This is a genomic window from Streptomyces sp. NBC_01429 (assembly GCF_036231945.1).
Taxonomy (GTDB): domain Bacteria; phylum Actinomycetota; class Actinomycetes; order Streptomycetales; family Streptomycetaceae; genus Streptomyces.
Window position 1 is genome coordinate 7,825,407 of sequence record NZ_CP109599.1, and the last position, 21,254, is coordinate 7,846,660.

Sequence of the window (21,254 nt, forward strand, 5' to 3'; positions counted from 1 at the left end):
ATAGTGAAGTTTAGCGCGGAGGTCCCCCTCCTCCCGGAGGGGCGACAACCCGTACCCGCTAAGCTGCAGACGCCCCGTGGGGGAAGTCCGGTCGAATTCCGGCGCTGACCCGCAACGGTAGGCGGAGCCGTCTCATGGCTTCGCAAGCCCGATTACCCGCGGTGGTGATGGCTCCTGTCAATTCGCCGTGGACTGCGAGAGGCGCTGCGCAGGGCGCTCCCGCGTCCGGGCCGCTCCTTCGTTCGCGCAGGTGCACGGCCCGAGGCGAAAGCGGTCCGCCCGTGGTCACGCCCCTCGAACACATACCTGCCGCGCCCTCGCGTACGGCCCGCGCCGGTGGCGGGCCCGCCCCTCCCCGGCGTGTGCCCCTGCCGCTGTTGCTGATCACCCTGGGTGTCCTGCTTCCGCTCTCCCTCGTCTGCGGCGCCGGACTCGGGGCCTCGGGGCTCTCCTGGGGAGCGGTGTCGCGCTACCTGTGGGCCGGTCTGACGGGAGGGGCCATCGCCCCCGACGAAGTCCCCGGGTACACCATCGTCTGGGAACTGCGCTTTCCGCGAGCCGTGCTCGCCGCTGTCGTCGGGGCCGGTCTCTCGGCCGTCGGCGTCGCGGTGCAGGCCATGGTCCGCAACGCCCTGGCCGACCCGTTCGTCCTCGGCATCTCCTCCGGCGCGGCAGTCGGCGCGAACGCCGTACTCATCTTCGGAGCCTTCGGCGCGCTCGGTGTCTGGGCGCTGTCCACGGCGGCCTTCCTCTCCGCACTGCTCGCGATGATGCTCGTGTACGCGATCGCCCGTACCGCTCGCGGCCTGACCCCGCTGAGACTGGTCCTGACGGGCACGGCGATGTACTACGGTTTCTCGGCCGTCACGACGTTCATGGTCTTCGCCGCCGAGCGGGGCGAGGCCGCCCGCTCCGCGATGATGTGGATGCTCGGCAGCCTCGGGGGCACCACATGGTCCTCCGTGCCGATCGCCGCGGGCGCCGTGCTCGGTGGCCTCGCCCACCTCGGGTGGTCGGCGCGTCGCCTCAACGCCCTGGCGATGGGCGACGAGACCGCCGCCGCCCTGGGGGTGGACGCGGGAAGGCTGCGCAAGGAACTCTTCCTGGTCTCCGCCGCGGTCACGGGAGCGCTGGTCGCGGTGAGCGGCGCGATCGGCTTCGTCGGCCTGATGGTCCCGCACGGCGTACGGATGCTGGTCGGCGCTGATCACCGCCGGCTGCTGGCCGTCGCACCGCTCGCGGGGGCCGTCCTGTTGATCTGGGTGGACATCCTCTCGCGCGTGGTACTGGCGCCGGCCGAACTGCCGGTGGGGGTGCTGACCGCGATGATCGGCGTGCCGTGCTTCGTCCTGCTGATGCGCCGCCGCTCCTACACCTTCGGGGGCGCGTGATGCGGATCGACATCGATGAGCTGACGGTCGAGATCGCCGGTGCGCGTCTGGTGGAGGACATCACTCTGCGGGCCGGCGACGGCCGGCTCGTCGGCCTGGTGGGGCCCAACGGCAGCGGGAAGTCGACCCTGTTGCGCTGCGTCTACCGGGCCCTGCGCCCCTCCGCCGGAACCGTCCGGATCGGTGGTGAGGACCTGCACGCCATGAGCCCGCGCGAAAGCGCCCGCCGGCTGGCCGCGCTTCCCCAGGAGGCGACGTACGAGTTCGATTTCACCGTCGCCGAGATCGTGGCGATGGGGAGGATGCCGCACCAGCGATCGGTGGCACGCGCGACCGAGGAGGACCGGCGGACGTGTGAGGCGGCGCTCGCGGAGGTAGGGGCCGGTCATCTGGCCGACCGTGGCTTCCTGACCCTCTCCGGCGGCGAGAAGCAGCGGGTCCTGATCGCCCGCGCCATGGCCCAGCAGCCACAGGTGCTCGTACTCGACGAGCCCACCAACCACCTGGACATCGCCCAGCAGTTGGAGGTGCTGGCTCTGGTGCGCGGCAGTGGGCTGACCGTGCTCACCGCGCTGCACGACCTCAACCTCGCCGCGCTCCACTGCGACCTCCTCCATGTCATCGACAACGGCCGGATCGTCGCGTCCGGCGCGCCGCACGACGTTCTCACGGCCGAGCTGCTGGCCGAGGTCTTCGGCGTACGCGCGCACCGGGTGCCGCACCCGGAGACCGGAGTGGTGCAACTGCTCTTCGACCGTCTCCTCCCTGACCGTTCCCCCTCCTGAAGGAGCCCCCGTCACCATGCCCAACCTGGTACGTCCCCTCGCACTCGGCCTCGCACTCACCGCCACTGTGGTCCTCAGCGGCTGCGGCGCGGAGGTCACCCCGAGGGACGGAAACGACAAAGAGAGCGCGAGCGCGGCCGGGGACCACTATCCGGTGACCGTCGAGAACTGCGGTGAGAAGAAGACCTACGACAAGGCCCCGCGGCGCGTGGTCACCAACGACGTCGGCATAACCGAGATCATGTTCGCTCTCGGGCTCGAAGACCATATGGCGGGCTATGTGATGCCCGACAACAAGGGCGATCTGACGTCTGTCCCCTGGAAGGGCGGCTACAAGAAGACCACCTGGCTGTCCAAGGACAGGATCAACAAGGAACTGGTCCTCGACGCCCGCGCCGATCTGGTCTTCGCGGGCTGGAACTACGGCTTCAACGAGGGCGACGGATTCACCCCGGCAGAGCTGGAGAAGGTGGGCGTCGACTCGTACCTGCTGAGCGAGTCGTGCCGCAACGGGCAGGGCAAGGCACGGGGTGTGATGGCGCCGCTCGAAGCGCTCTACACCGATCTGCGGAACCTGGGGAGGATATTCGACGTCGAGAAGCGCGCCGGAACCCTCGTCGCGCGGTTCCGGAAGCAGGTGGCCGAAGCACAGGCGGGTGCGCTGAAGGGAGCCGACCGGCCGCGGGTGTTCCTGTACGACGACGGCCGGGACAAGCCGTTCACCTCCGGTGCCTACGCCGGACCGCACGACATCATCACCAGGGCGGGCGGCGATCACGTCATGAAGGACCTCAAGGACAGCTGGACGACGGTGGGCTGGGAGACGGTCGTCGCGCGTGACCCCGAGGTGATCGTCATCAACAACTACGGGGACACCAGCGCGGACCAGAAGCGGAAGTTCCTGAAGTCCTATCCTCCGCTGGCCAACGTCTCGGCCATCAAGAACGACCGGATCGTCGTCCTCGACTACGTGGATCTCGTCGAAAGCCCGCGTAATCCCGCGGCTGTTGCGTCACTCGCGGCAGCCCTGAGGAACTCGAACGGCTGCGCGTTGCGGTGCCCGGAGAGCTGATCATCGGCGGCCTCGGACAGGTGGCCGCGGGGGCTGCCGGGCGGTCAGCCGGTGGTCGCCCGGGGGGAGCGGTGCTGATCCACGATCCCCTCGACGATTCTCATCAGACGGTCCCCTGCCTGATCGATGCTTCCGTTCTGGGTGCTGACCTGCGCGCCTTCAAGTACGAAGGTGATCTCGGCCGCGGCCTGTTCGGGGTCGGGCAGGCCGGCCTCGGCGCACATGCCGACCAGTCTGCGGGTCTGCTTGGCCTTGTGGTTCTCGATCACCTGCCGCGCGGGATGGGAGCGGTCGGGCAGCTCGGCGAGGGAGTTGATGAACGGGCAGCCCCGGTGTGAGATCGCCGGCAATCCCTCGGCGATGAAGCGGGCCATGGCCAGGATCTGTTCCCTGGGCCGGCCCGGGTACGCGGCCTCGACCCGGTCGAAGGCCGCCTGATAGTCGGCGGCGACGATCCGCAGCCACTCCGCCACCAGAGCGTCCTTGGTTTCGAAGTGCCGGTAGATCGCCATTTTGGTGGTCTCGGCCTTCTCGGCGATCGCCTGGACGCCCACGCGACGGATCCCCTCGCTCTGGAAGAGCTCCTCCGCCGCGTCGAGGATGCGCTCACGCGGCGGCAGCTTCGCCACCCTGCTCGGCCTTCTGGTGGTCGATGCCATGACTGCTCCGTGACGTCCGGTCGGTGGTGGGGCCCCTCGCTTCCTCTACGGTACCAGTCCGTGCCATGCGATACCGTTGGGTATCGTTAGGTACTCAACGGTACCGTTCTTTGCGTTGGGAGTGACAGTGAAAGTCAGCGAATACGTGCGCTTCGACGCGGTCGGGCTCGCCGAGCTGGTGGCACAGGGCGAGGTGACCCCCGCCGAACTGGAAGCGGCCGCACGCGAGGCCGCGCAGGCGGTCAATCCGCAGATCAACGCCATCGTGGAGACATGGCCGGCCGACGACGGGCCCCACCCCGGCGGCACACCGCTGGCCGGGGTCCCCTTCCTGATCAAGGACCTCGGAGTCGCCATGGCCGGGCGGCGGGTGGAGCTGGGCAGCCGCCTCGCGGCCGGCAATGTCGCCGGCGCCGACTCCTCCCTGATGCGGCGCTTCCGCCGCGCCGGCCTCGTGACGTTCGGGCGTACCGCGACACCGGAGATGGCCTACAGCATCACGACGGAACCAGTGCTGTACGGCGCGACCCGCAACCCGTGGGACCTGGAGCGGAGCGCGGGCGGATCCAGCGGGGGCGCGGGCGCGGCCGTCGCCGCCGGGGTGGTCCCGATCGCACACGCCACCGACGCCGCCGGCTCGATCCGTATACCCGCCGCCTATAACGGTCTCTTCGGGCTGAAGCCCACGCGCGGCCGGGTCTCCATGGGCCCCGACGTCGACGAGATCTTCAACGGCCTGGCCGTGCAGGGCAGCGTCAGCCGCACAGTGCGCGACAGCGCGGCACTGCTCGACCAGATCCGCGGCCCGGAACCGGGTGACCCCTACTTCGCCCAGCAGCCGTCCCGGCCGTACGCGGAGGAAGTCACCCGCCACCCGGGCTCGCTGCGGATCGGTGTCCTCACCCACGCCTGGGGCGGACGCCGCACCACCACACCGGTGGCCGACGCGCTCGCCCGCACCGTGCGTCTGCTCGAATCCCTCGGTCACCAGGTGGAGGAGGTCGAGGTCGACCTCGGGGTCGACTGGGAGGAGTTCGTCCTGGCCAACGCCCGTCAGTGGACGGCGAATCTCACGGCCTCGGTCGACGAACTCGGCGCCGCCTTCGGCCGGCCCGTCGACTCCTCGACCCTGGAGCCGGTGATCCTTGCCAGCTACCACTACGGGCAGCGGGTCAGTGGCGCCCAGTTCGTCGCCGCCCTCGCGACCCGGAACCGGGTCGCTCGAAGCCTCGCACGGTACTTCGACGCTCACGACATGCTGCTCACCCCGACCTTGCCGGAGCTTCCCGTGCCCTTGGGCACCTACGCCGAGGGCGCGGAGGCGCTGGATGGTCTCGGCTGGCTCGACCGCCTCTTCGACCGCTCGCCGTTCACCGCGGCGTTCAACGTGGCGGGCACACCCGCCATGTCCGTGCCGGTGACGGCCGATGCCGGGACGGGGCTCCCGGTCGGTGTGCAGTTCGCCGCCGGTTACGGGCGTGAGGGCGGTCTCTTCCGTCTCGCCGGCCAACTCGAAGAGGCAAGCCCGTGGTCGGGCCGAACCCCCACGGTGTGGGCGGGGAACCACACGGGCCACTGAGGATCCCCCCCCCCGCACACGGTGACTCGGCTGTGGCAGTTCTGAGACATTTCCCGCGCTGGCGGGCGGGCAGGAATGGTGTTGACCATGGTTCTGGCGGTGCACACCCGCAGGGCCATTGAGCAAGGCAAGGAGCGTTTTTTGATGCGTACCAACCGGAAGATCGCCGTCGCCCTCGTCGCCACCGTGCTGGCGGGCGCCGCTGGTGGGGGAGTCGCGCAGGCTTCGCCGACAACGAGTGGCAGTGCCGCCCCCTCCGCCTGCCGCCCGGCCAACCACACCGCGGAGATCACCGAGGCGCCCAGCAGCGCGGGGCACCGCCACTACCGCGTCACCCTGACCGCGCCGAGCGGGTACGAGTCGTGCGAGCTGGCCGGTTCGCCCACCGACGTGCGGTTCTCGAACCAGGGCTCGGACAGCGGGATCACCGCCGGCCGCTACGGCGGCCAGGGGGCCGTGGTGACCTTCGGCCCGGGGCACCCGGTGCACTTCGACATCCAGGTTCCGAACAACGGCAGCGGTACGGCCGCGGACGAGGCATCGTTCACACTCCAGGCTCCGGGTGGGGAGATCCCCGGCACGTCCTTCGCCGAGGGCGGGCTCAACGTGGCCGCCGGCACTCTCATCGGTCCGGTCCAGAGCGGCGCCTGACCTCCTCCCGTATACCGGTGGCGTCCCGCCGCAGTGTTGCTGCGGCGGGACGACACCGTCTTTTTTCGCCGAGGAACACCCTCCCACCGACCCCGCGCCGCACGCGCGTTCACCGCCATCCCTCTCCGCACACCGCATCCCCACAGGTCATATGGGTAGAGTCCACACCCAACCCCCCCAGTCGAGGAGCCCTCATGCCCACGCCGGAGAGCAACACCCTGAAGTCTCAGTACGCCGAGAAAGTCACCGCGGACCTTGAGCGGAACACGGCCGAGCAGGAGCGCATCCGGACGGAGATCGCCTCGCTGGAGGAGCAGTTGAGCGGTCTTGAGCAGGACCACGAACTGCTGGTCGGCATGCGTGCCGCGCTCGGTGGGACCGCCACGGTTCCCACGCCGCGCGGGTCCGGCAGGAAGACCGGGACCCGGGTGAGGAGCACACCGGCGAAGGCCGCGGGGAAGAAGGTCACGGTCAAGACGGCTTCCGCGACGAAGTCCGCCTCCGCGAAGAAGTCCGCCTCCGCGAAGAAGACGAGCGGAGCGAAGAGCGCGCCCGCGGGGGAGAAGCCCCGTGCGCTCGGTGACCTGATTCATGAGCACTTGAGCGTGGACCTCGAGCCGCGTACGGCCGGCGAGATCGCGAGGGCCCTGACCACGGCACACCCGCACCGCAACATCAGCGACAATCTCGTGCGCACCACAACGGAGCGTCTGGTGGCCCGCGGCCAGGTGGAGCGAGCCAAGCAGGGCTCGACCGTCTATTACACGGCCTCAACGCGGGACGACTCGGCAACCACCGCGGCTCCGGCCGACAAGGAGCCCGCGTCCGCCGACGCCTGACCCGCGCCGCCGGCCATCGTCCTGGCGGGCCGTGTCACCACCCCGACGCGCCGGCCTCCGGTCCTCGGCGGCAATGGCGCTGGCGGTGGGAATAGCCCTGGCGGTGGGAACGGCCCTGGGGCGCGCAGGGGATTGCCGCGTTCGCTCATAGGCTCCGCAGGCGAATGCGGCGATCCGTCAGGCGCGCGGTCAGCGGCGGCGTGCGGCCCATACGGTGCGTTCGGTGCGTACGGCCAGATCGCCGCCGCGCACAACGCTGTGCGAACTGCTGGTGTCGAGCAGCCGGTCGAGTGCGGCGAGGGGTCGGCCATGTGGTGCATGGAGGCCGATGCCCACACCGGATCGGGCGTGCCGAGGTCCGGCCATACCGTGTCGAGATCGGCCAGGACGCCGGTCACGCGATCCCTGACGCCCTGGGCGCGCGCTTTCCCGCGCAGGCGCCGCAGATGGCCGGCCGATGCGTCGACGGCGGTGACGTGCGCCTCCGGGGAAGCGGGCGAGCAGGGCGAAGGTATCGGCGCCGGTCCCACAGCCCAGGTCCACGATCCGGCGGACGTCGCCCGCGAGTTCGGCACCGCGCCGGGCCGGTCCACCGGCGATCATGCAGGCCGTACTGTACAGGTGAAACTGGACAGTTAAATCTGTAGAAATTAGCGTGGCAGGCATGAGTGAGAACCCGAGCCTGCCGCCCTCGGCGATCCAGGCGTCGCGAGAGGTCCGCGCGGTCATCAGCCGACTGCGGCGCCGCATCATGAAGGCCGCCGAGGTCGAAGACATCACCTTGAGCCAGATGTCCGTCCTGGCCCGCCTGTCCGACAAGGGAGGCGTCACGGCGAGCGACCTCGCGGCCACCGAAGGGGTACGGCACCAGTCGATGACGGCGACGGTCGCGTCGCTCGCCGCCATGGGGCTGGCGGAGCGGAGTCCCGACCCGGACGACGGGCGGCGCCTGCTGATCACGCTGACCGAGGAAGGGCACCGCCGGGTGGCGGAGGGGCGGCAGGCCCGTACGGAATGGCTCGCCGGCCGGTTGCGGGACAGGGCCACGGAGGAGGAGCGCCAGACCGTGATCGCTGCCATGGCCGTACTGCAGCGGCTGACTCATGACTGAGGCCAGGACGGACGCCGTGAGGGAGGCGGACCAGCCCGGTTTCGACCGGCGGCTGCTGCCACCGATGATGCTGGGCTCGGTCCTGAACCCGATCAACTCGACGATCATCGCCGTCGCGCTCATCCCCATCGGCAAGGCCCTGGGCGCGCCGCCCTCGCAGACCGCGTGGCTGGTCTCCGCGCTCTATCTGGCCACCGCTCTCGGGCAGCCGGTCGTGGGCAGGCTCATCGACATCTTCGGGCCGCGCAGGCTCTTCCTCGTCAGCACGAGCCTCGTCGGCGTCGCCGGCGTCGTCGGCACCCTGGCACCGAACCTGTGGGTGCTGGTCGCCGCGCGCGTCCTGCTCGGGTTCGGCACCTGCGCCGGCTATCCCGCCGCGATGGCACTGCTGCGCAGCGAGGCCAACCGCACCGGACGGGACAGCCCCGCCGGTGTGCTGACCGCCCTGGCGGTCACCAACCAGACCATCGCCGTTATCGGCCCGCTGCTGGGCGGCCTGCTGATCGGACTGGGCGGCTGGCGCGCCACCTTCGCGCTCAACGTGCCGCTGGCCGTCGCGGCCGTGCTGCTGGGTCTGCTGCGACTGCCCAAGCCGGCCGGAACGGGCGGCGGCATGGGCGTCGAAGCGGGCACCGAAGCGGGCGGCGGAACGGGTGCCGAGATAGGCGGCGAGTCCCCGCGGCGTGGGCGGCCGGACACCCAACTCGACCTGCCCGGCATGGGCCTGTTCGCCGCGACGCTCATCTCGCTGCTGCTGTTCCTGATGAACCTGCACCTGCGCGACTGGTACCTGCTGGCGATCACCGCCGCCGCGGGGGCCGCGTTCGCGGCGCGGGAGCTGCGGGCCGCCACCCCGTTCATCGACCTGCGGGTGCTGGGCGGCAACACGCCGCTGCTGGTCACCTACGGGCGCGCGCTGGTCTCCTACGTCGTCGCCTACGCCTTCCTCTACGGGTTCACCCAGTGGACCGAGGAGGGCTTCGGGCTCTCGCCCTTCCACGCAGGGCTGGTGCAGATCCCCATGTTCCTCCTGGGGATCGGGGCCTCGATCGTCTCCGGGCGGCGCCAGGGAGTGCGCGGCAAACTGCTCGTCGGCGCGGTCGGACAGATCGTCGCCTGCCTGGTGATGCTGACGCTCCACGGGGACAGCCCGGTATGGATGCTGGTCGTCGTCGCCCTGATCTTCGGCGTCCCGCAGGGACTGAACAGCCTGGCCCTGCAGAACTCCGTCTACTTCCAGGCCGATCCCGAGCGCACCGCCTCCTCGGCCGGCCTGCTGCGTACCTTCGCCTACGTCGGGTCGATGGTCGCCTCCTCCACCACGGCCGCCTCCTTCGGACAACGCGCGAACACCGGCGGCATGCACCACCTCGCCTGGATCATGCTCGGCGCAGGTGTGCTCTTCCTCCTGGTGACCGTCTTCGACCGCACGCTCGGCCGTGTGGCGACGACGGACACACAGGCGGCGAAGTAGACCCCCGAGCAGCCCGGCCCCGCGACCGTACGGATCGCCACCCGGAACCCACATCCCGCAGCCGCGACCTCTCCACCGACAACGCTCCCGCACACGAAAGGCAGGACCATGTCCCGTACCGCCCTGCTGCTCATGGACATCCAGAGCAACCACCTCGCCCACCTGCCCGACGACTACCTGCCCCGTGCCGTGCATGCCCTCAACACGGCCCGCGCCGCCGGGATCCCGGTCATCCACGTGTCACTTCAGCTGCGCCCCGGACACATCGACGCCCACCCCCGCAACAAGATCTTCGGCGCGCTTTGACCTGGCCCGGCTTCGCCACTCGGGCCTGCTCTCCCATGAGGTGTACGAGAGCGCTCTCGTCGTGGTCCCATGCCACGAGGGACGGGATGAGGGGCAGGAGAGCATCCGTCGCCGAGTAGTCCCTGCCTGCCGCGAGCGACTCCGCGACAGGCGACCTGCGGGATGTGGACGCGAAGGCTCATGCCGCAGATCCGAGGCGGCCCGGCCCGCCCCCCCTGCCCCCCCTGCCCCCCCTGCCCCCCCCTGCCCCCCCCTGCCCCCCCCTGCCCCCCCTGCCCCCCCTGCCCCCCCTGCCCCCGCCGAGCCGTGCCCCGGTGGAGGTGTCCGCGCCGGTCCTCACAGGCGGGTGGCCGGTGTCTTCTGCCAGAACGCGCGGGAGAGGATCTTCTGCTGGTGCTTGCCGCGTGTCTTCTTCAGCTTGTCGGTGAAGGTCGATCCGTGCAGAGACGTGGCGGCCGAGATGAAGCCGTGGGAGTGCACGCTCAGCTCCGAGGCTTCGAGTGCCACGACCAGATCCACGAGGTGGTGCGCGTCGCGCGCACGTACGGTGTTGTACACGAGGCGACGCGCGATCACATGGATCAGCGGTGTCCTCGGATGGTCGAGCTTCCGCAGCTGTCTGAGCAGCAAGACGGTTTCCGCCGCCTCGCGTTCGATCGTGCTGCTCAGCACGGCGTCGAGTTCCTCGAACAGTTCCGCGGAGGCGAGGGCCAGGATCAGTGGGGCCGTTGCCACCGCCGGCCCCGCGGCCCGTTCTGCTCCGCCACCATGGAATGCGAGGCGCAAGCCTGGAAATGATCAGGAGGAGAGAGAACGTGGCCATCCCCGGAGACGACACGGCGCTGCCGACCGAAGGGCGATCACCGCTGTGGCGGCGGCTCGCACGCCAGACCGCACTGGGGGCGGCCGGAGCCCTGGGCTCGGGTCTGGTCACCTGGCTGTTGGTGTGGCTCCGGCAGCAGTGAGCCCCGGGCTGTCGTGACGGACGCTCGGGAGTCCTGAGAAAAGCCCGAGAGTCTTGAAGCCAGTCTCATGTGGGCGGCAGCTTCGGGTCCGACCGCTCTCCGCCTGTCGACGCGCCCGCGGAAATTCCCTCGCGCTGCGGCCGGGATGGGCTGAGACTCGTCTCATGACTGACATGGGGGCGTTCCGGGACGCGGTCACCGCGTGGGCGGCGGGTGGCCCCGGCGACTCCGCGCACGAGCTGGCCGCGCGGCTGCCCGTCCGGGCGGCGGTCCTGCTCGAAGGGCCGAGCGATGTCGCTGCGGTCGACGCGCTGGCCGAGAGCCGCGGCCGGGACCTGGCGGCCGAGGGAGTCTGCGTCCTGTCGATCGGCGGTGCGATGAGCGTCGGGCGCTATGCCCGACTCCTCGGTCCACCCGGCCTGGACCTCCGCCTCACGGGACTGTGCGACGAGGCGGAGCGTCCCTACTACGCACGCGGCTTCGAACAGGTCGGTGCGGCGCGGCGCGGCTTCTTCGTCTGCGCGGCGGACCTGGAGGACGAGCTCATCCGCGTGCTGGGCGTGACGCGGGTGGAGGAGCTCGTCGGGGCCGAAGGCGACCTGCGTGCCCTGCGGACCTTCCTGCGCCAGCCCGCGCAGCAGGGCCGCGCCCCGCAGCAGCAGTTCAGGCGCTTCCTCGGAACGAAGAAGGGGCGCAAGATCCACTACGGCCGCGTCCTCGTCGAGGCCCTCGATCCCGACCGGGCCCCGGCCCCGCTCGACGGCCTGCTCTCCAGCCTCTGACCGACTGAGGACGATGGCCCGCGGACCGCGGCGATCGGGGCCCGCGTTCAAGGCGTGGACGCGGTAAGGGTCGCCTTAGTACCGCAGGGTATGGTGGGTGGCTGCGTCCAGGGGAAGGTTGTTCAATGTCACGCGCGATACGGGTCGCCATCGTAGGTGCGGGTCCTGCCGGGATCTACGCTGCCGATGCCCTACTGAAGTCCGATGTCGCTGCGGCTCCAGGGGTCTCCATCGACTTGTTCGAACGGATGCCCGCTCCGTTCGGACTGATCCGCTACGGTGTCGCTCCGGACCACCCCCGGATCAAGGGCATCGTGGCCGCTCTCCACCAGGTCCTGGACAAGCCCCAGGTCCGGCTCTTCGGCAATGTCGACTATCCGAGCGATCTGGCCCTGGATGACCTGCACCGCTTCTACGACGCGGTGATCTTCTCCACCGGTGCCGACGCGGACCGGCCGCTCGACATCCCCGGCATCGGCTTGGACGGCTCCTACGGCGCCGCCGACTTCGTGTCCTGGTACGACGGCCATCCCGACGTCCCGCGCACCTGGCCCCTGGCGGCGGAGAAGGTCGCCGTGCTCGGGGTCGGCAATGTCGCCCTCGACGTCGCCCGCGTCCTGGCCAAGACCGCCGATGAGCTGCTGCCCACGGAGATCCCGCAGAACGTCTACGAAGGTCTCAAGGCGAACAAGGCCCTTGAGGTGCACGTCTTCGGCCGGCGTGGCCCTGCCCAGGCCAAGTTCAGCCCGATGGAACTGCGCGAGCTCAACCACTCCCCGAGCATCGAGGTCATCGTCGACCCCGAGGACATCGAGTACGACGACGGCTCCATCGCCACCAGGCGCGGGAACAAGCAGGCGGACATGGTCGCCTCCACCTTGGAGAACTGGGCCATCCGCGATGTGGGGGACCGCCCGCACAAGCTCTACCTGCACTTCTTCGAGTCCCCGACCGAGATCCTCGGCGACGACGGCAGCGTCGTCGCCCTGCGCACCGAGCGCACCGAACTCGACGGCACCGGAAATGTCCGCGGCACGGGCCGCTTCCGCGACTGGGACGTCCAGGCCGTCTACCGCGCGGTGGGGTACCTGTCCGAGGAACTGCCCAAGCTTCCCTTCGACGCGGTCTCCGGCACCGTCCCGCACGAGGCCGGCCGGGTCCTGGACGGCGACGGCGTCCACATTCCGTCCGTGTACGTCACCGGCTGGATCAAGCGTGGCCCGGTCGGTCTCATCGGCCACACCAAGGGGGACGCCAACGAGACCGTGGCCTGTCTCCTCACCGACCACGCCGCCGGCCGCCTCGAGGTGCCCGCCGAGCCCGGCGAGGACGCGATCGAGGAGTACCTGCGCGAACGAGGCGTGCGGTTCACCACCTGGGAGGGCTGGCACCGCCTGGACGCGCACGAGCGCGCGCTCGGCGAGGCACAGGGCCGTGAGCGCGTGAAGGTCGTGGAGCGCGAGGAGATGCTCGACGCGAGCGGCGCGTAGGTACCCGCTCCGCCGACCGGATCGGTGACAGGGCTCTCGGTGGTCCGTCGCTCAAGGCGGGTATCGAAACCGGCGCGATCTGACCGGCCTTCTCGTAGTTCAGCGGGATACGACAGCGGCCTTCGTCTGATCCTTTGCTCCGTCACGGAGGCAGAGGAACAGCACGAAGGCCGCTGTCGTGTGTCCGGGGTGTCAATCGGTCAATCGGACCTTGTCAGTATCCAGAATCCCGTTTACTGTCGTTTCTTATGATCGGCTTCGATGAGCGCTTCCTGACCCGCAACGGCCTCGCGGCGCAGCAGTTGGCCGTTCTCCTGCTGAAGTACGAGCCGGACGCCCGGCTGCCGCGCATCCGGGATTTCGCCGAGAAGCTCGGTGTCGGCAACGGGACGGTGCAGGCGGCGCTCCAGATACTGGAGAGAGCGGGCGCCATCGAGACAACGGCACGCGGCCACCTGGGAACCTTCCTGGTCGGCTCGGACCGCGCCGCTCTCTGGCGGCTGTCCGGGCTCGGCACGCTGCTCGCGGCGATGCCCCTGCCGTACTCCCGCCGTTACGAGGGGCTGGCCACCGGGCTGCGGTCGGCGTTCGAGGCGGCGGGCGCTCCGTTCGCGATCACCTTCATGCGCGGTGCCGGTGCCCGTACGGCCGCGCTGCTCGCCGGCAAGGTCGATCTGGTGGTGCTCTCGCGGTTCGCCGCCGACCGGCTGATCGAGGAGCACCCGGTGGAGCTGGTCGCGGATCTGGGGCCGGCGACCTATGTGGGCGCGCACGGCCTGCTGCTGCGGCACGGTCTGGACCCGGACGCGCCGGGACTGCGTGTCGCGGTCGACCCGGCGTCGGAGGACCAGCGCATGCTCGCCGAGCGCGCGTTCGCCGGGCGTACCGATATCGAGTGGGTGGAGGCGTCGTACATGCACCTGCGCGATCTGTTCGAGCGGGACAGGGCCGATGCGACGGTCTGGAATCTCGATGAGGTACAGGCGCTGCTCGGGGAGAGCGTGGACGTGCGGCCGTTGGGCGACGAGGTGACGCGTGAGCTGTCTCTGCGCAACTCCAGCGCCGCGGTGATCGGCAGGGCCGAGGGTGCGACGGCCCTCGGTGCGGTCCGGGATTCGCTCGACCTGTCGGTGATCACTGATCTTCAGGCCGAGGTGTTGAGGGGGGAGCGCACTCCCATGTACTGAGCCCCTCCGGCGTCGGCCCCTTTGGCGCGTAGCCCCTCCGGCGCGCACCCGGCGTGTACCGACCCTCCCTCCGATCGGCCGCGACATTCCGAGGCTGCCGCACGGAATCAACGTACAAGATCCTGGTTACTGTTTCTTGTGTCGCCCGGCGGAAGCCGCCTCAGCCAGCGAGGAAAGACGATGGATGACCAGCTTGCCCTCCGCATCCAGCTGTTCCGTGAAAGCGGCCAGGTCAGACCCCAGGTCGCCGAGTTCGTCGCGCACGAACTGGACGCCCTGGCCGCCGAGGGGTTCACCATCACCGAGGACACCAGCTCCATGCTCACCAGCCATCTCATGATGGCGCTCAACCGGCTCCTCGACGGCACACCGATCGAGGGGTTCACGACCGACGAGCAGGTGGCGGCCGAACTCACCGACCATCCCGAAGCACTCGACAGGGCCCGCGCCCTCGCCGGACGGGCTCAGCGGGCGCTGGGCGCGCCCCTGCCGGACTCCGAGATCAATTTCCTGGGCCTGCACCTCGCCGTGCTCGCCCGTGCCACACCGAAGCAAAGGACTCAGCCATGACGAAGATCCTCACCGGCGGCGTCGGCAAGACCGAGGTCGCTGACACCGTCTCCAAGCTCTCCCTCGACGGCCTGGAGATCACCCTGTCCAACGACATGGACGCCGCGATGAAGCTGCGTACGGGCCAGGCCGACTACTACCTCGGCACCTGTCACACCGGAGCCGGCGCCTCGCTCGGCGTCCTCGTCGGCCTGCTGGGCCAGGCGCTGTGCCACACCTTCGGCCGCTCGGTGCCGACCGAGGAGGAGGTCGCCGCCCTGCTGGCGGACGGCAAGAAGGTCTTCGGCTTCGCCATCGACCAGATCGACGTACTCGCCCCGGTCATGGCCCGCGCGATCGCCGCGCGCGGCTGATCCGGGCATCCCGCCAGGGCACCAAGGAGATCCCCCGTGAGCACCGCCGTCCTCGCAGCGAGTACGAGTCTGGATCTCTCGCTGCCGCAGAAGCTGTTCGTCATAGCCCTGTGCGCGCTGACCGCGTTCATCGCGCACCTGGCACTGGCCGTCTTCAACGACGGCGTCCGGCCGTTCCTGCTCGACTTCATCCAGGGCCGTACCACCCGCAGTGCCACCACGGCGGTGTCCTTCGGGCTCTCCGCCGGCTTCATCTTCGGCCTCGGCGCACCGATGGCCCTGGCCAGCGGCGTCCTGAACCCCTGGCTGCTCTTCCTGCCCACCGACATCCTCGGCATCCTCGCCCCCCGGAAGTGGCTCGCGCCGCTGCTCGGCGGCGCGTGGGGCGCGGTGGTCGTCTTCGGCCTCAACGGGGCCAACGACGTGGCACACGACCTGCCCGTCGACTTCCTGACCGCGATGCAGCAGATGTCGACGCCGATCCTGTTCCTGTTCACCCTCTTCCCGGTGCTCGCCATCACCAGGCAGTTCGGGCGGCTGCGCGGCGGACTCGCGGCCGTGCTGGAAGTGGCGCTCGTGGTCATGACCATGAAGCTCTGGCCCAGCGTCTTCGCCGGTTCCCTCGCGATGGCGGTCGGGGTGCTGCTGCTCATCGGCTTCGCCGTCCGCAAGGACCTGCTCCAGCGCCGGACCGACCGGGCCGCCGCCCGCGCGGCCGGGGACAGCGGCGGATCTGGTACGGGACCGGTCGGACAGGCGGCCGGGGGAGCGGTCGGAGAACCGGCCGGGGACGACCCGATGGCCTCCCTCTTCAGCTCCAGCGCGCTGCGGCTGCGCCGGCATCTGCCCCTGTTCATGGTGCTGGGCGCCGGTATCTGCGTACTGGCCCAGATGCATGTCTTCGGCGGCGGCGAGGCGACCAGCTTCCTGATCGCCAAGGGGCAGTACGGCGAGGCCGCCCAGGTCGACTTCTACCGCGTCTTCGGTTTCGTTCCGCTGATCGCGACGACCGCGCTCGCCTCCGGCGCGTACGGCATCGCCGGGTTCACGCTCGTCTACCCCCTCGGCTATCTGATGCCGAACCCGGTCCTCGCTGCCGTCGTCGGCGCGGTGGTCTTCGCCCTCGAAGTGCTGGCCCTGTCCTCCATCGGCAAACTCCTCGGCAAGCTGCCCAGCGTGCGCGACTCCTCCGAGTATCTGCGCGGCGCGATCTCCGAGACCCTGCAACTCGCGATCCTCTTCGGCTCGCTGCTCGCGGCCAATGTGATGGGCGGCGGACTGGCGATCCTGATCGTCGGCGGGCTCTACCTCCTCAACGAGGCGATGGGCAGGCCCGTGGTGCGTATGGCGGCGGCGCCCGCGGCGGTCATCGTCGGCGGCGTTCTCCTCAACGTCCTCTACTGGCTGGACCTCTTCACCCCGGTGAAGGGCTGACCACCGCCCGGCCCCCCGCCCGGACCCCATCCGGCCCCGGCACCCGCCCCCGGCTCCCGGCCCCCACGCCAGGAAGGCACCCGCACCCATGCACCACCTCACCACTGTCGCCGGGCCGCTGCCCGTTGCCGCCGTACGCGGCCCGGCGCTCGCCCATGAACATCTGGTCCTCGATCTCGACCGTACGGGCGACGGCGCCGCGGTCCTCGACGCCAAGCGCCACCGGAGTGCCGTCACCACCGAACTGTCCGCCCTGCGGGAGGAGTTCGGGCTCTGCCTGGTCGTCGAGCTGACCTGCCGGGGCATGGGCCGCGACCCGCGCGCGCTGGCCCGCGTCTCCGCGGAGTCAGGGGTCGCGGTCGTAGCCGCCACCGGCTGGTACTACGAACCGTTCCATCCCCACGACATCGGTACGGCGAGCGTCGAACAGCTCACCGAGACGCTCGTCCACGAGATCACCGCCGGGTTCGGCGACACCGGGATCCGGCCCGGGGTGCTCGGGGAGATCGGCAGCCACGGGGACCGTCCGAGCGAGCCCGAGACCCGCGCCCTGCTCGCCTCCGCGCGCGCCGCGCTCGCCACCGGCCTGTCCGTCGCCACCCACGCCCAGCTGGGGCGCGGCGGCCCGGCACAGCTGGAGCTGCTCACGGGTACGGGGCTGCCCGCGCACCGGATCTCGATCGGACACCAGGATCTGCTGGACGAGCCGTCGGTCCACCGTGAACTGGCGGCGAGCGGGGCCTACGTCGCCTTCGACACCGTCGGCAAGGAGAGCTATCAGAGCGACGGGACCCGGCTGCGGCTGCTGCTGGCCCTGCTGGAGGCCGGACACGCGGACCGTGCCCTGCTGAGCTGCGACATCTCGCGCCACGGCTATCTGGAGGCGGAGGGCGGGCAGGGATACGGGCACCTCTTGCGGTCCTTCCTGCCCCGGCTGCGCGCGGCGGGCGTGGACGACGACCTGATCGACCTGATGACGCGCCGCAACCCGGTGCGTTTCCTGACCGGAGCGGACCCCGACGCGGACCCCGGAGCTGACCCCGGCGTGGCTACCGGCACCGGCACCGGCATTGCCACCGGCACCGGCACCGGATTCGGCTCCGACGCGGAGGAGATCTGACATGTCCGTACAGCTTCCCGAGACCTTCCCGCTCGCGACCTTCACCCTGGAGGACGCGACCGACCGGCAGTTCCGGCTGCTCGAAGCCACCGCCGCGCACTTCGAGGGAGCGCAGCTCTTCGAAGCGGACGCCGGTGTCGTTCCCGGGCCCGGCCGCCCCCGTACGACCGCGCGCGTCGAAGCCGTCCTCGCCGATTTCTTCGGCGCCGACGACGCCGCCCTCGTCCAGGGCGCGGGTACGGGCGCGATCCGCGCCGCGCTCCAAGCGGTCCTCTCACCCGGCGACCCGCTGCTGATCCACCGGGCCCCCCTCTACCGGACCACCGCCGTCACCCTGCGCGGCCTCGGCGTCCGCACCACCGAGGCCGACTTCAACGACCGTACGGCGCTGCGCGCGGCCCTGGACTCCGGAGCCTTCCGCTGGGCCTACGTCCAGCACACCCGGCAGCGGCTCGCCGACTCCTACGATCCGGGCGAGGTCATCGCGGCCTGCCGCGCCGCCGGGGTCCGCACGGTCGTCGACGACAACTACGCGGTGCTGCGCGTACCCGCCTGCGGAGTGGAACTCGGCGCGGACGCCTCCTGTTTCTCCCTCTTCAAACTGCACGGCCCCGAGGGCGTAGGAGCCGTCGTCGGCACCCGCGACCTCGTCGCACGCGTACGCGCCGACAACTACTCCGGCGGCGGTCAGGTCCAGGGCCACCAGGCCCTCGACGCGCTGCGCGCCCTCACCCACGTCCCCGTCATGTGGGCCATCCAGTCCCAGGTCGGCACCGAGGTCGCCGAGCGCCTCGCCGCCGGCGAGGTACCCGGCGTCGCCGAAGTCCGCCTCGCCAACGTCCAGGACCGCTGCCTGCTGGTACGCCTGGACCGCCCGGTCGCACGCGAGCTGCCCGCCGCGGCCGCACGCCACGGCGCCGCGCCCTACCCCGTGGGCTCGAACTCCCGCTACGAGATCGCCCCGCTCTTCTACCGGATGTCGAGTTCCTCGCTCCACGACGCTCCCGAGCTGGCCGACCGGGTGGTACGGATCAACCCGATGCGGGCCGGAGCCGACCTCGTGATCGGCATCCTGAGCCGCGCTCTGCACGACCTGAAGGGCTGATGGCCGTGTTCCTGGACACCCTCCTCACACGCAATCCCGCGCTGGCCGACACCGCCGCCGCTCTGCACCGCTCCGGCGCGATCCCGCCCGACACCTACGTCATCGACGCCGACGCCGTGGAGGCCAACGCGCGGCTGCTGGCCGGTGAGGCCGAACGGCTCGGCCTCACCCTCTGGTTCGTCGTCAAGCAGCTCGGCCGCAACCCCCCTCTCATCCGGGCCATCGCCCGGCACATCCCGCGATCCGCCGCCATCGACGTCTCCGAAGCACGCACCCTCCACGCGGCCGGCGCGCGGCCCGGCAACCTCGGCCATCTGGTGCAGATTCCCCACCGCGCCCTGCCCGAGACACTCGCCTGGCGCCCCGAAGCGGTCACCGTCTTCGACCTCGACAACGCCCGCGCCGTCTCCGCCGCCGCCGGCCGGCTCGGCCTGAGCCAGGACCTGTTCGTACGGATCGAAGGCGCCCCCGGTGCTGTCTACCCAGGCCAGGAGGGCGGCGTCCCGCTCGACGCGCTCGACGACTTCGCCGCCGCCGTCGAGCGGCTGCCGTCCGTACGGCTCGCCGGCGTCACCGCCTTCCCCTGCGTGCTGTGCGACCCCGCCACCGGACAGCCCGCACCCACTCCCACCTTCGAACTCGCCCTCAAAGCGAAACAACTCCTGGCCGCCCGGGGCCACACCGTCAAACTCAGCGCCCCGAGCGCCACCTCCATGGCCACCCTGCCCATGCTCGCCGAGCTGGGCGCGACACACGGCGAGCCCGGCCACTCCCTCACGGGGACGACCCCGCTGCACGCCGTCGACCCGCACCAGCCCGAACAACCCGCCTACGTGTACGTCACCGAGATCGCCCACACCCTGGCCGACGGCCGCCCCGCCCTCCACGGCGGCGGCTTCTACGCCCGCGCCGACATCCGCGACGCCCTGCTGCCACGCACCGGACTGCGTCTCCGTGTCCAGGACGCGCCCGCCGAGAACATCGACTACTACCGACTGCTCGACGCGCCCCCCGCCGGCACCGAGGTCCGGGCCGGCGAATGCGCGCTGCTCGCCTTCCGCACCCAGATCTTCGTCACGCGCTCGACCGTCGCCGTCGTCACCGGCCTCAGCACCGGCCGGCCCCGGCTGACCGGCCTGTACGACGCGCAGGGCCACGCTCTGTCAGGAGCCCCCGCATGAGCGAGAAGACCGTCATCGTCGTCCTCGACGGATTCGGCATCGGCGCCATGCCCGACGCCGGCGTACTCCGGCCCGCCGACGTCGCCGCCGACACCTGCCGGCACGTCCTGGACCACTGCCGCCGGATCCTGGGCCGGCCCTTGCGCCTGCCCACCCTCGGGGCCCTCGGCCTCGGCCTGGTCCACCCGCATCCCGACCTGGCCCGGCACACCGAACGGCCCGTCGCCGTCGGCCGGGCCGCCCTCGGCTACTCCGGCGCGGACACCTTCGCCGGCCACCAGACCATGATGGGCGCCGACTTCAGCCACGTCACCGTCGCCCGCCTCGCCGACCACCTCCCCGAAGTGACCTCCGCGCTGACCGCCGCGGGCCACCGGGTCGAACGCCTCGGCCACCGGCCGCTGCTCGTCGCGGACGGCACCGTCCTGATCCACGACAACCTCGAAGCCGACCCCGGTATCAACTGGAACGTCACCGGGCGCCTCGACGACCTTCCCTTCGACCGGATCCTCGCCATCGCCCGTACGGTACGCAGCGTCGCGCCCGTCGCCCGGGTGATCGCCGTCGGCGGACACGCGGACGGCCCGCTGCCCGCCTACGTACGCGACGGCGACGGCGGAACCCACGGCCTCGACACACCCGCCACGGGCCTCTACCGCAACGGCGGACTTCAGGTACAACACCTGGGCGCGCCCGTCGACCACACCCGTCAGCTTCCCGAGCGGGCCGCCCGCGCGGGCGTCCCCGTCACCCTCGTCGGCAAGGCGGTGGACATCCTGACCTGCGACGCGGCCGTCCGCCGTCCCGCCGTCGCCACGGCAGACGTGCTGGCACACACGGAGGAAGCGGTACGGGCCCCCGGCACCGGGCTCGTCGTCGCCAACGTCCAGGAGACCGACCTCGCCGGCCACCAGCAGGACGCGCGCGAGTACGGCCGCGTCCTGGAACAGGTCGACGCGGGACTCGCGGTGCTCGTGGAGTCCATCGGCCGGCAGGGTGGCCGGCTCGTCGTGACCGCGGACCACGGCAACGACCCCACCATCGGGCACCCGAACCACACCCGCGAGTACGTACCGGTCCTCACCTACCGACCGGACGGAGCGGGAATCGAACTCCGCGAGGACGCGACGACGCTCGCGGATGTGGGCGCGGCCACCGCGGAGTGGCTCGGGCTTCCCCCGGTGACCTGAGCAGGGCTGC

General features: G+C 70.8%; 22 protein-coding genes, 1 pseudogene and 1 riboswitch. Of the genes and pseudogenes, 20 read left to right on the plus strand and 3 right to left on the minus strand.

The annotated features are described in order from the left end of the window. Positions 1 to 2: 2 nt before the first annotated feature. Positions 3 to 178: riboswitch (cobalamin riboswitch) on the plus strand. A gap of 124 nt (positions 179 to 302) precedes the next feature. The 3 genes from OG627_RS34025 to OG627_RS34035 are packed head-to-tail and all read left to right on the plus strand — an operon-like array spanning position 303 to position 3,248. Next, the gene (locus OG627_RS34025) at positions 303 to 1,391 is read left to right on the plus strand and encodes a FecCD family ABC transporter permease (RefSeq protein ID WP_443073669.1); all 1,089 of its coding nucleotides are present in this window, start codon (positions 303 to 305) and stop codon (positions 1,389 to 1,391) included. Continuing rightward, a complete protein-coding gene (locus tag OG627_RS34030; RefSeq protein ID WP_329071806.1) occupies positions 1,391 to 2,176 on the plus strand; it encodes an ABC transporter ATP-binding protein in 786 nt (261 codons plus the stop codon). Before OG627_RS34025 ends, OG627_RS34030 begins: the two co-directional genes overlap by 1 nt. A gap of 16 nt (positions 2,177 to 2,192) precedes the next feature. After that, positions 2,193 to 3,248, plus strand: a complete 1,056-nt coding sequence (locus tag OG627_RS34035; protein ID WP_329071808.1) for an ABC transporter substrate-binding protein — start codon at positions 2,193 to 2,195, stop codon at positions 3,246 to 3,248. A gap of 44 nt (positions 3,249 to 3,292) precedes the next feature. Here the strand turns inward: OG627_RS34035 and OG627_RS34040 are convergent, their stop codons facing one another. Then, entirely contained in the window at positions 3,293 to 3,907 is a 615-nt protein-coding gene (locus tag OG627_RS34040; protein WP_329071810.1) for a TetR/AcrR family transcriptional regulator, read from the minus strand. 127 nt (positions 3,908 to 4,034) lie between these two features. Here OG627_RS34040 and OG627_RS34045 point away from each other — a divergent pair, with 127 nt between their 5' ends. The 3 genes from OG627_RS34045 to OG627_RS34055 all read left to right on the plus strand — a co-directional run bounded on the left by OG627_RS34045 (position 4,035) and on the right by OG627_RS34055 (position 6,976). Further along, the gene (locus OG627_RS34045) at positions 4,035 to 5,486 is read left to right on the plus strand and encodes an amidase (protein ID WP_329071812.1); all 1,452 of its coding nucleotides are present in this window, start codon (positions 4,035 to 4,037) and stop codon (positions 5,484 to 5,486) included. Positions 5,487 to 5,630: 144 nt separating this feature from the next. Continuing rightward, complete coding sequence (locus tag OG627_RS34050) at positions 5,631 to 6,137, plus strand: DUF4232 domain-containing protein (protein ID WP_329071814.1); 507 nt, start codon at positions 5,631 to 5,633, stop codon at positions 6,135 to 6,137. 194 nt (positions 6,138 to 6,331) lie between these two features. Beyond that, positions 6,332 to 6,976: a hypothetical protein gene (locus OG627_RS34055; protein ID WP_329071816.1), complete on the plus strand. Its 645-nt coding sequence runs from the start codon at positions 6,332 to 6,334 to the stop codon at positions 6,974 to 6,976. A gap of 299 nt (positions 6,977 to 7,275) precedes the next feature. Here OG627_RS34055 and OG627_RS34060 read toward each other — a convergent pair. Next, positions 7,276 to 7,528: pseudogene (locus OG627_RS34060) on the minus strand (class I SAM-dependent methyltransferase); the annotation flags it as partial. A gap of 112 nt (positions 7,529 to 7,640) precedes the next feature. Here OG627_RS34060 and OG627_RS34065 point away from each other — a divergent pair. From OG627_RS34065 to OG627_RS34075, 3 genes are all read left to right on the plus strand, one after another. Next, on the plus strand, positions 7,641 to 8,087 hold the full coding sequence (locus OG627_RS34065) for a MarR family winged helix-turn-helix transcriptional regulator (protein WP_329071818.1): 447 nt from the start codon (positions 7,641 to 7,643) through the stop codon (positions 8,085 to 8,087). Then, positions 8,080 to 9,561 carry an MFS transporter gene (locus OG627_RS34070; protein WP_329071820.1) on the plus strand — a complete coding sequence of 494 codons (1,482 nt, stop codon included), beginning with the start codon at positions 8,080 to 8,082 and terminating at the stop codon, positions 9,559 to 9,561. The genes OG627_RS34065 and OG627_RS34070 overlap by 8 nt, the downstream gene beginning before the upstream one ends. Before the next feature lie 108 nt (positions 9,562 to 9,669). Further along, a complete protein-coding gene (locus OG627_RS34075; protein ID WP_329071821.1) occupies positions 9,670 to 9,867 on the plus strand; it encodes a hypothetical protein in 198 nt (65 codons plus the stop codon). Positions 9,868 to 10,203: 336 nt separating this feature from the next. Here OG627_RS34075 and OG627_RS34080 read toward each other — a convergent pair whose 3' ends face one another. Next, on the minus strand, positions 10,204 to 10,602 hold the full coding sequence (locus tag OG627_RS34080; protein ID WP_329071823.1) for a hypothetical protein: 399 nt from the start codon (positions 10,600 to 10,602) through the stop codon (positions 10,204 to 10,206). A gap of 80 nt (positions 10,603 to 10,682) precedes the next feature. Between OG627_RS34080 and OG627_RS34085 the strand changes: the two genes are divergently transcribed. From OG627_RS34085 to OG627_RS34135, 11 genes are all read left to right on the plus strand, one after another. Further along, complete coding sequence (locus OG627_RS34085) at positions 10,683 to 10,832, plus strand: hypothetical protein (protein WP_329071824.1); 150 nt, start codon at positions 10,683 to 10,685, stop codon at positions 10,830 to 10,832. Positions 10,833 to 10,996: 164 nt separating this feature from the next. After that, positions 10,997 to 11,614, plus strand: a complete 618-nt coding sequence (locus tag OG627_RS34090) for a TOPRIM nucleotidyl transferase/hydrolase domain-containing protein (RefSeq protein WP_329071826.1) — start codon at positions 10,997 to 10,999, stop codon at positions 11,612 to 11,614. A gap of 125 nt (positions 11,615 to 11,739) precedes the next feature. After that, positions 11,740 to 13,104 (plus strand): FAD-dependent oxidoreductase, encoded by a 1,365-nt coding sequence (locus OG627_RS34095; protein WP_329071828.1) that lies wholly within the window; start codon positions 11,740 to 11,742, stop codon positions 13,102 to 13,104. Between the two features lie 248 nt (positions 13,105 to 13,352). Beyond that, positions 13,353 to 14,291 carry a GntR family transcriptional regulator YhfZ gene (gene yhfZ, locus OG627_RS34100; protein WP_329071829.1) on the plus strand — a complete coding sequence of 313 codons (939 nt, stop codon included), beginning with the start codon at positions 13,353 to 13,355 and terminating at the stop codon, positions 14,289 to 14,291. Positions 14,292 to 14,471: 180 nt separating this feature from the next. Beyond that, the gene (locus tag OG627_RS34105) at positions 14,472 to 14,861 is read left to right on the plus strand and encodes a PRD domain-containing protein (RefSeq protein WP_329071831.1); all 390 of its coding nucleotides are present in this window, start codon (positions 14,472 to 14,474) and stop codon (positions 14,859 to 14,861) included. Further along, entirely contained in the window at positions 14,858 to 15,214 is a 357-nt protein-coding gene (locus OG627_RS34110; RefSeq protein ID WP_329071833.1) for a DUF2620 domain-containing protein, read from the plus strand. Before OG627_RS34105 ends, OG627_RS34110 begins: the two co-directional genes overlap by 4 nt. 36 nt (positions 15,215 to 15,250) lie before the next feature. Further along, on the plus strand, positions 15,251 to 16,648 hold the full coding sequence (locus tag OG627_RS34115; protein ID WP_329071835.1) for a YhfT family protein: 1,398 nt from the start codon (positions 15,251 to 15,253) through the stop codon (positions 16,646 to 16,648). An 88-nt stretch (positions 16,649 to 16,736) separates the two neighbouring features. Beyond that, positions 16,737 to 17,768, plus strand: a complete 1,032-nt coding sequence (locus OG627_RS34120) for a phosphotriesterase family protein (protein ID WP_329071837.1) — start codon at positions 16,737 to 16,739, stop codon at positions 17,766 to 17,768. Position 17,769: 1 nt separating this feature from the next. Further along, positions 17,770 to 18,873, plus strand: a complete 1,104-nt coding sequence (locus tag OG627_RS34125) for an aminotransferase class V-fold PLP-dependent enzyme (RefSeq protein ID WP_329071839.1) — start codon at positions 17,770 to 17,772, stop codon at positions 18,871 to 18,873. 5 nt (positions 18,874 to 18,878) lie between these two features. Continuing rightward, positions 18,879 to 20,054, plus strand: a complete 1,176-nt coding sequence (locus OG627_RS34130) for an alanine racemase (protein ID WP_329073190.1) — start codon at positions 18,879 to 18,881, stop codon at positions 20,052 to 20,054. After that, entirely contained in the window at positions 20,051 to 21,244 is a 1,194-nt protein-coding gene (locus OG627_RS34135) for a phosphopentomutase (RefSeq protein WP_329071841.1), read from the plus strand. The genes OG627_RS34130 and OG627_RS34135 overlap by 4 nt, the downstream gene beginning before the upstream one ends. The last annotated feature ends 10 nt before the right edge of the window (positions 21,245 to 21,254 follow it).

Bases quoted from the DNA above. Each gene is read 5' to 3' on its own strand.
- OG627_RS34035 (WP_329071808.1), top strand. From the start codon at position 2,193: ATGCCCAACCTGGTACGTCCCCTCGCACTCGGCCTCGCACTCACCGCC.
- OG627_RS34095 (WP_329071828.1), top strand. From the start codon at position 11,740: ATGTCACGCGCGATACGGGTCGCCATCGTAGGTGCGGGTCCTGCCGGG.
- yhfZ (WP_329071829.1), top strand. From the start codon at position 13,353: ATGATCGGCTTCGATGAGCGCTTCCTGACCCGCAACGGCCTCGCGGCG.
- OG627_RS34090 (WP_329071826.1), top strand. From the start codon at position 10,997: ATGACTGACATGGGGGCGTTCCGGGACGCGGTCACCGCGTGGGCGGCG.
- OG627_RS34075 (WP_329071821.1), top strand. From the start codon at position 9,670: ATGTCCCGTACCGCCCTGCTGCTCATGGACATCCAGAGCAACCACCTC.
- OG627_RS34030 (WP_329071806.1), top strand. From the start codon at position 1,391: ATGCGGATCGACATCGATGAGCTGACGGTCGAGATCGCCGGTGCGCGT.
- OG627_RS34120 (WP_329071837.1), top strand. From the start codon at position 16,737: ATGCACCACCTCACCACTGTCGCCGGGCCGCTGCCCGTTGCCGCCGTA.
- OG627_RS34050 (WP_329071814.1), top strand. From the start codon at position 5,631: ATGCGTACCAACCGGAAGATCGCCGTCGCCCTCGTCGCCACCGTGCTG.
- OG627_RS34055 (WP_329071816.1), top strand. From the start codon at position 6,332: ATGCCCACGCCGGAGAGCAACACCCTGAAGTCTCAGTACGCCGAGAAA.
- OG627_RS34105 (WP_329071831.1), top strand. From the start codon at position 14,472: ATGGATGACCAGCTTGCCCTCCGCATCCAGCTGTTCCGTGAAAGCGGC.
- OG627_RS34070 (WP_329071820.1), top strand. From the start codon at position 8,080: ATGACTGAGGCCAGGACGGACGCCGTGAGGGAGGCGGACCAGCCCGGT.
- OG627_RS34065 (WP_329071818.1), top strand. From the start codon at position 7,641: ATGAGTGAGAACCCGAGCCTGCCGCCCTCGGCGATCCAGGCGTCGCGA.
- OG627_RS34125 (WP_329071839.1), top strand. From the start codon at position 17,770: ATGTCCGTACAGCTTCCCGAGACCTTCCCGCTCGCGACCTTCACCCTG.
- OG627_RS34135 (WP_329071841.1), top strand. From the start codon at position 20,051: ATGAGCGAGAAGACCGTCATCGTCGTCCTCGACGGATTCGGCATCGGC.
- OG627_RS34040 (WP_329071810.1), bottom strand. From the start codon at position 3,907: ATGGCATCGACCACCAGAAGGCCGAGCAGGGTGGCGAAGCTGCCGCCG.
- OG627_RS34110 (WP_329071833.1), top strand. From the start codon at position 14,858: ATGACGAAGATCCTCACCGGCGGCGTCGGCAAGACCGAGGTCGCTGAC.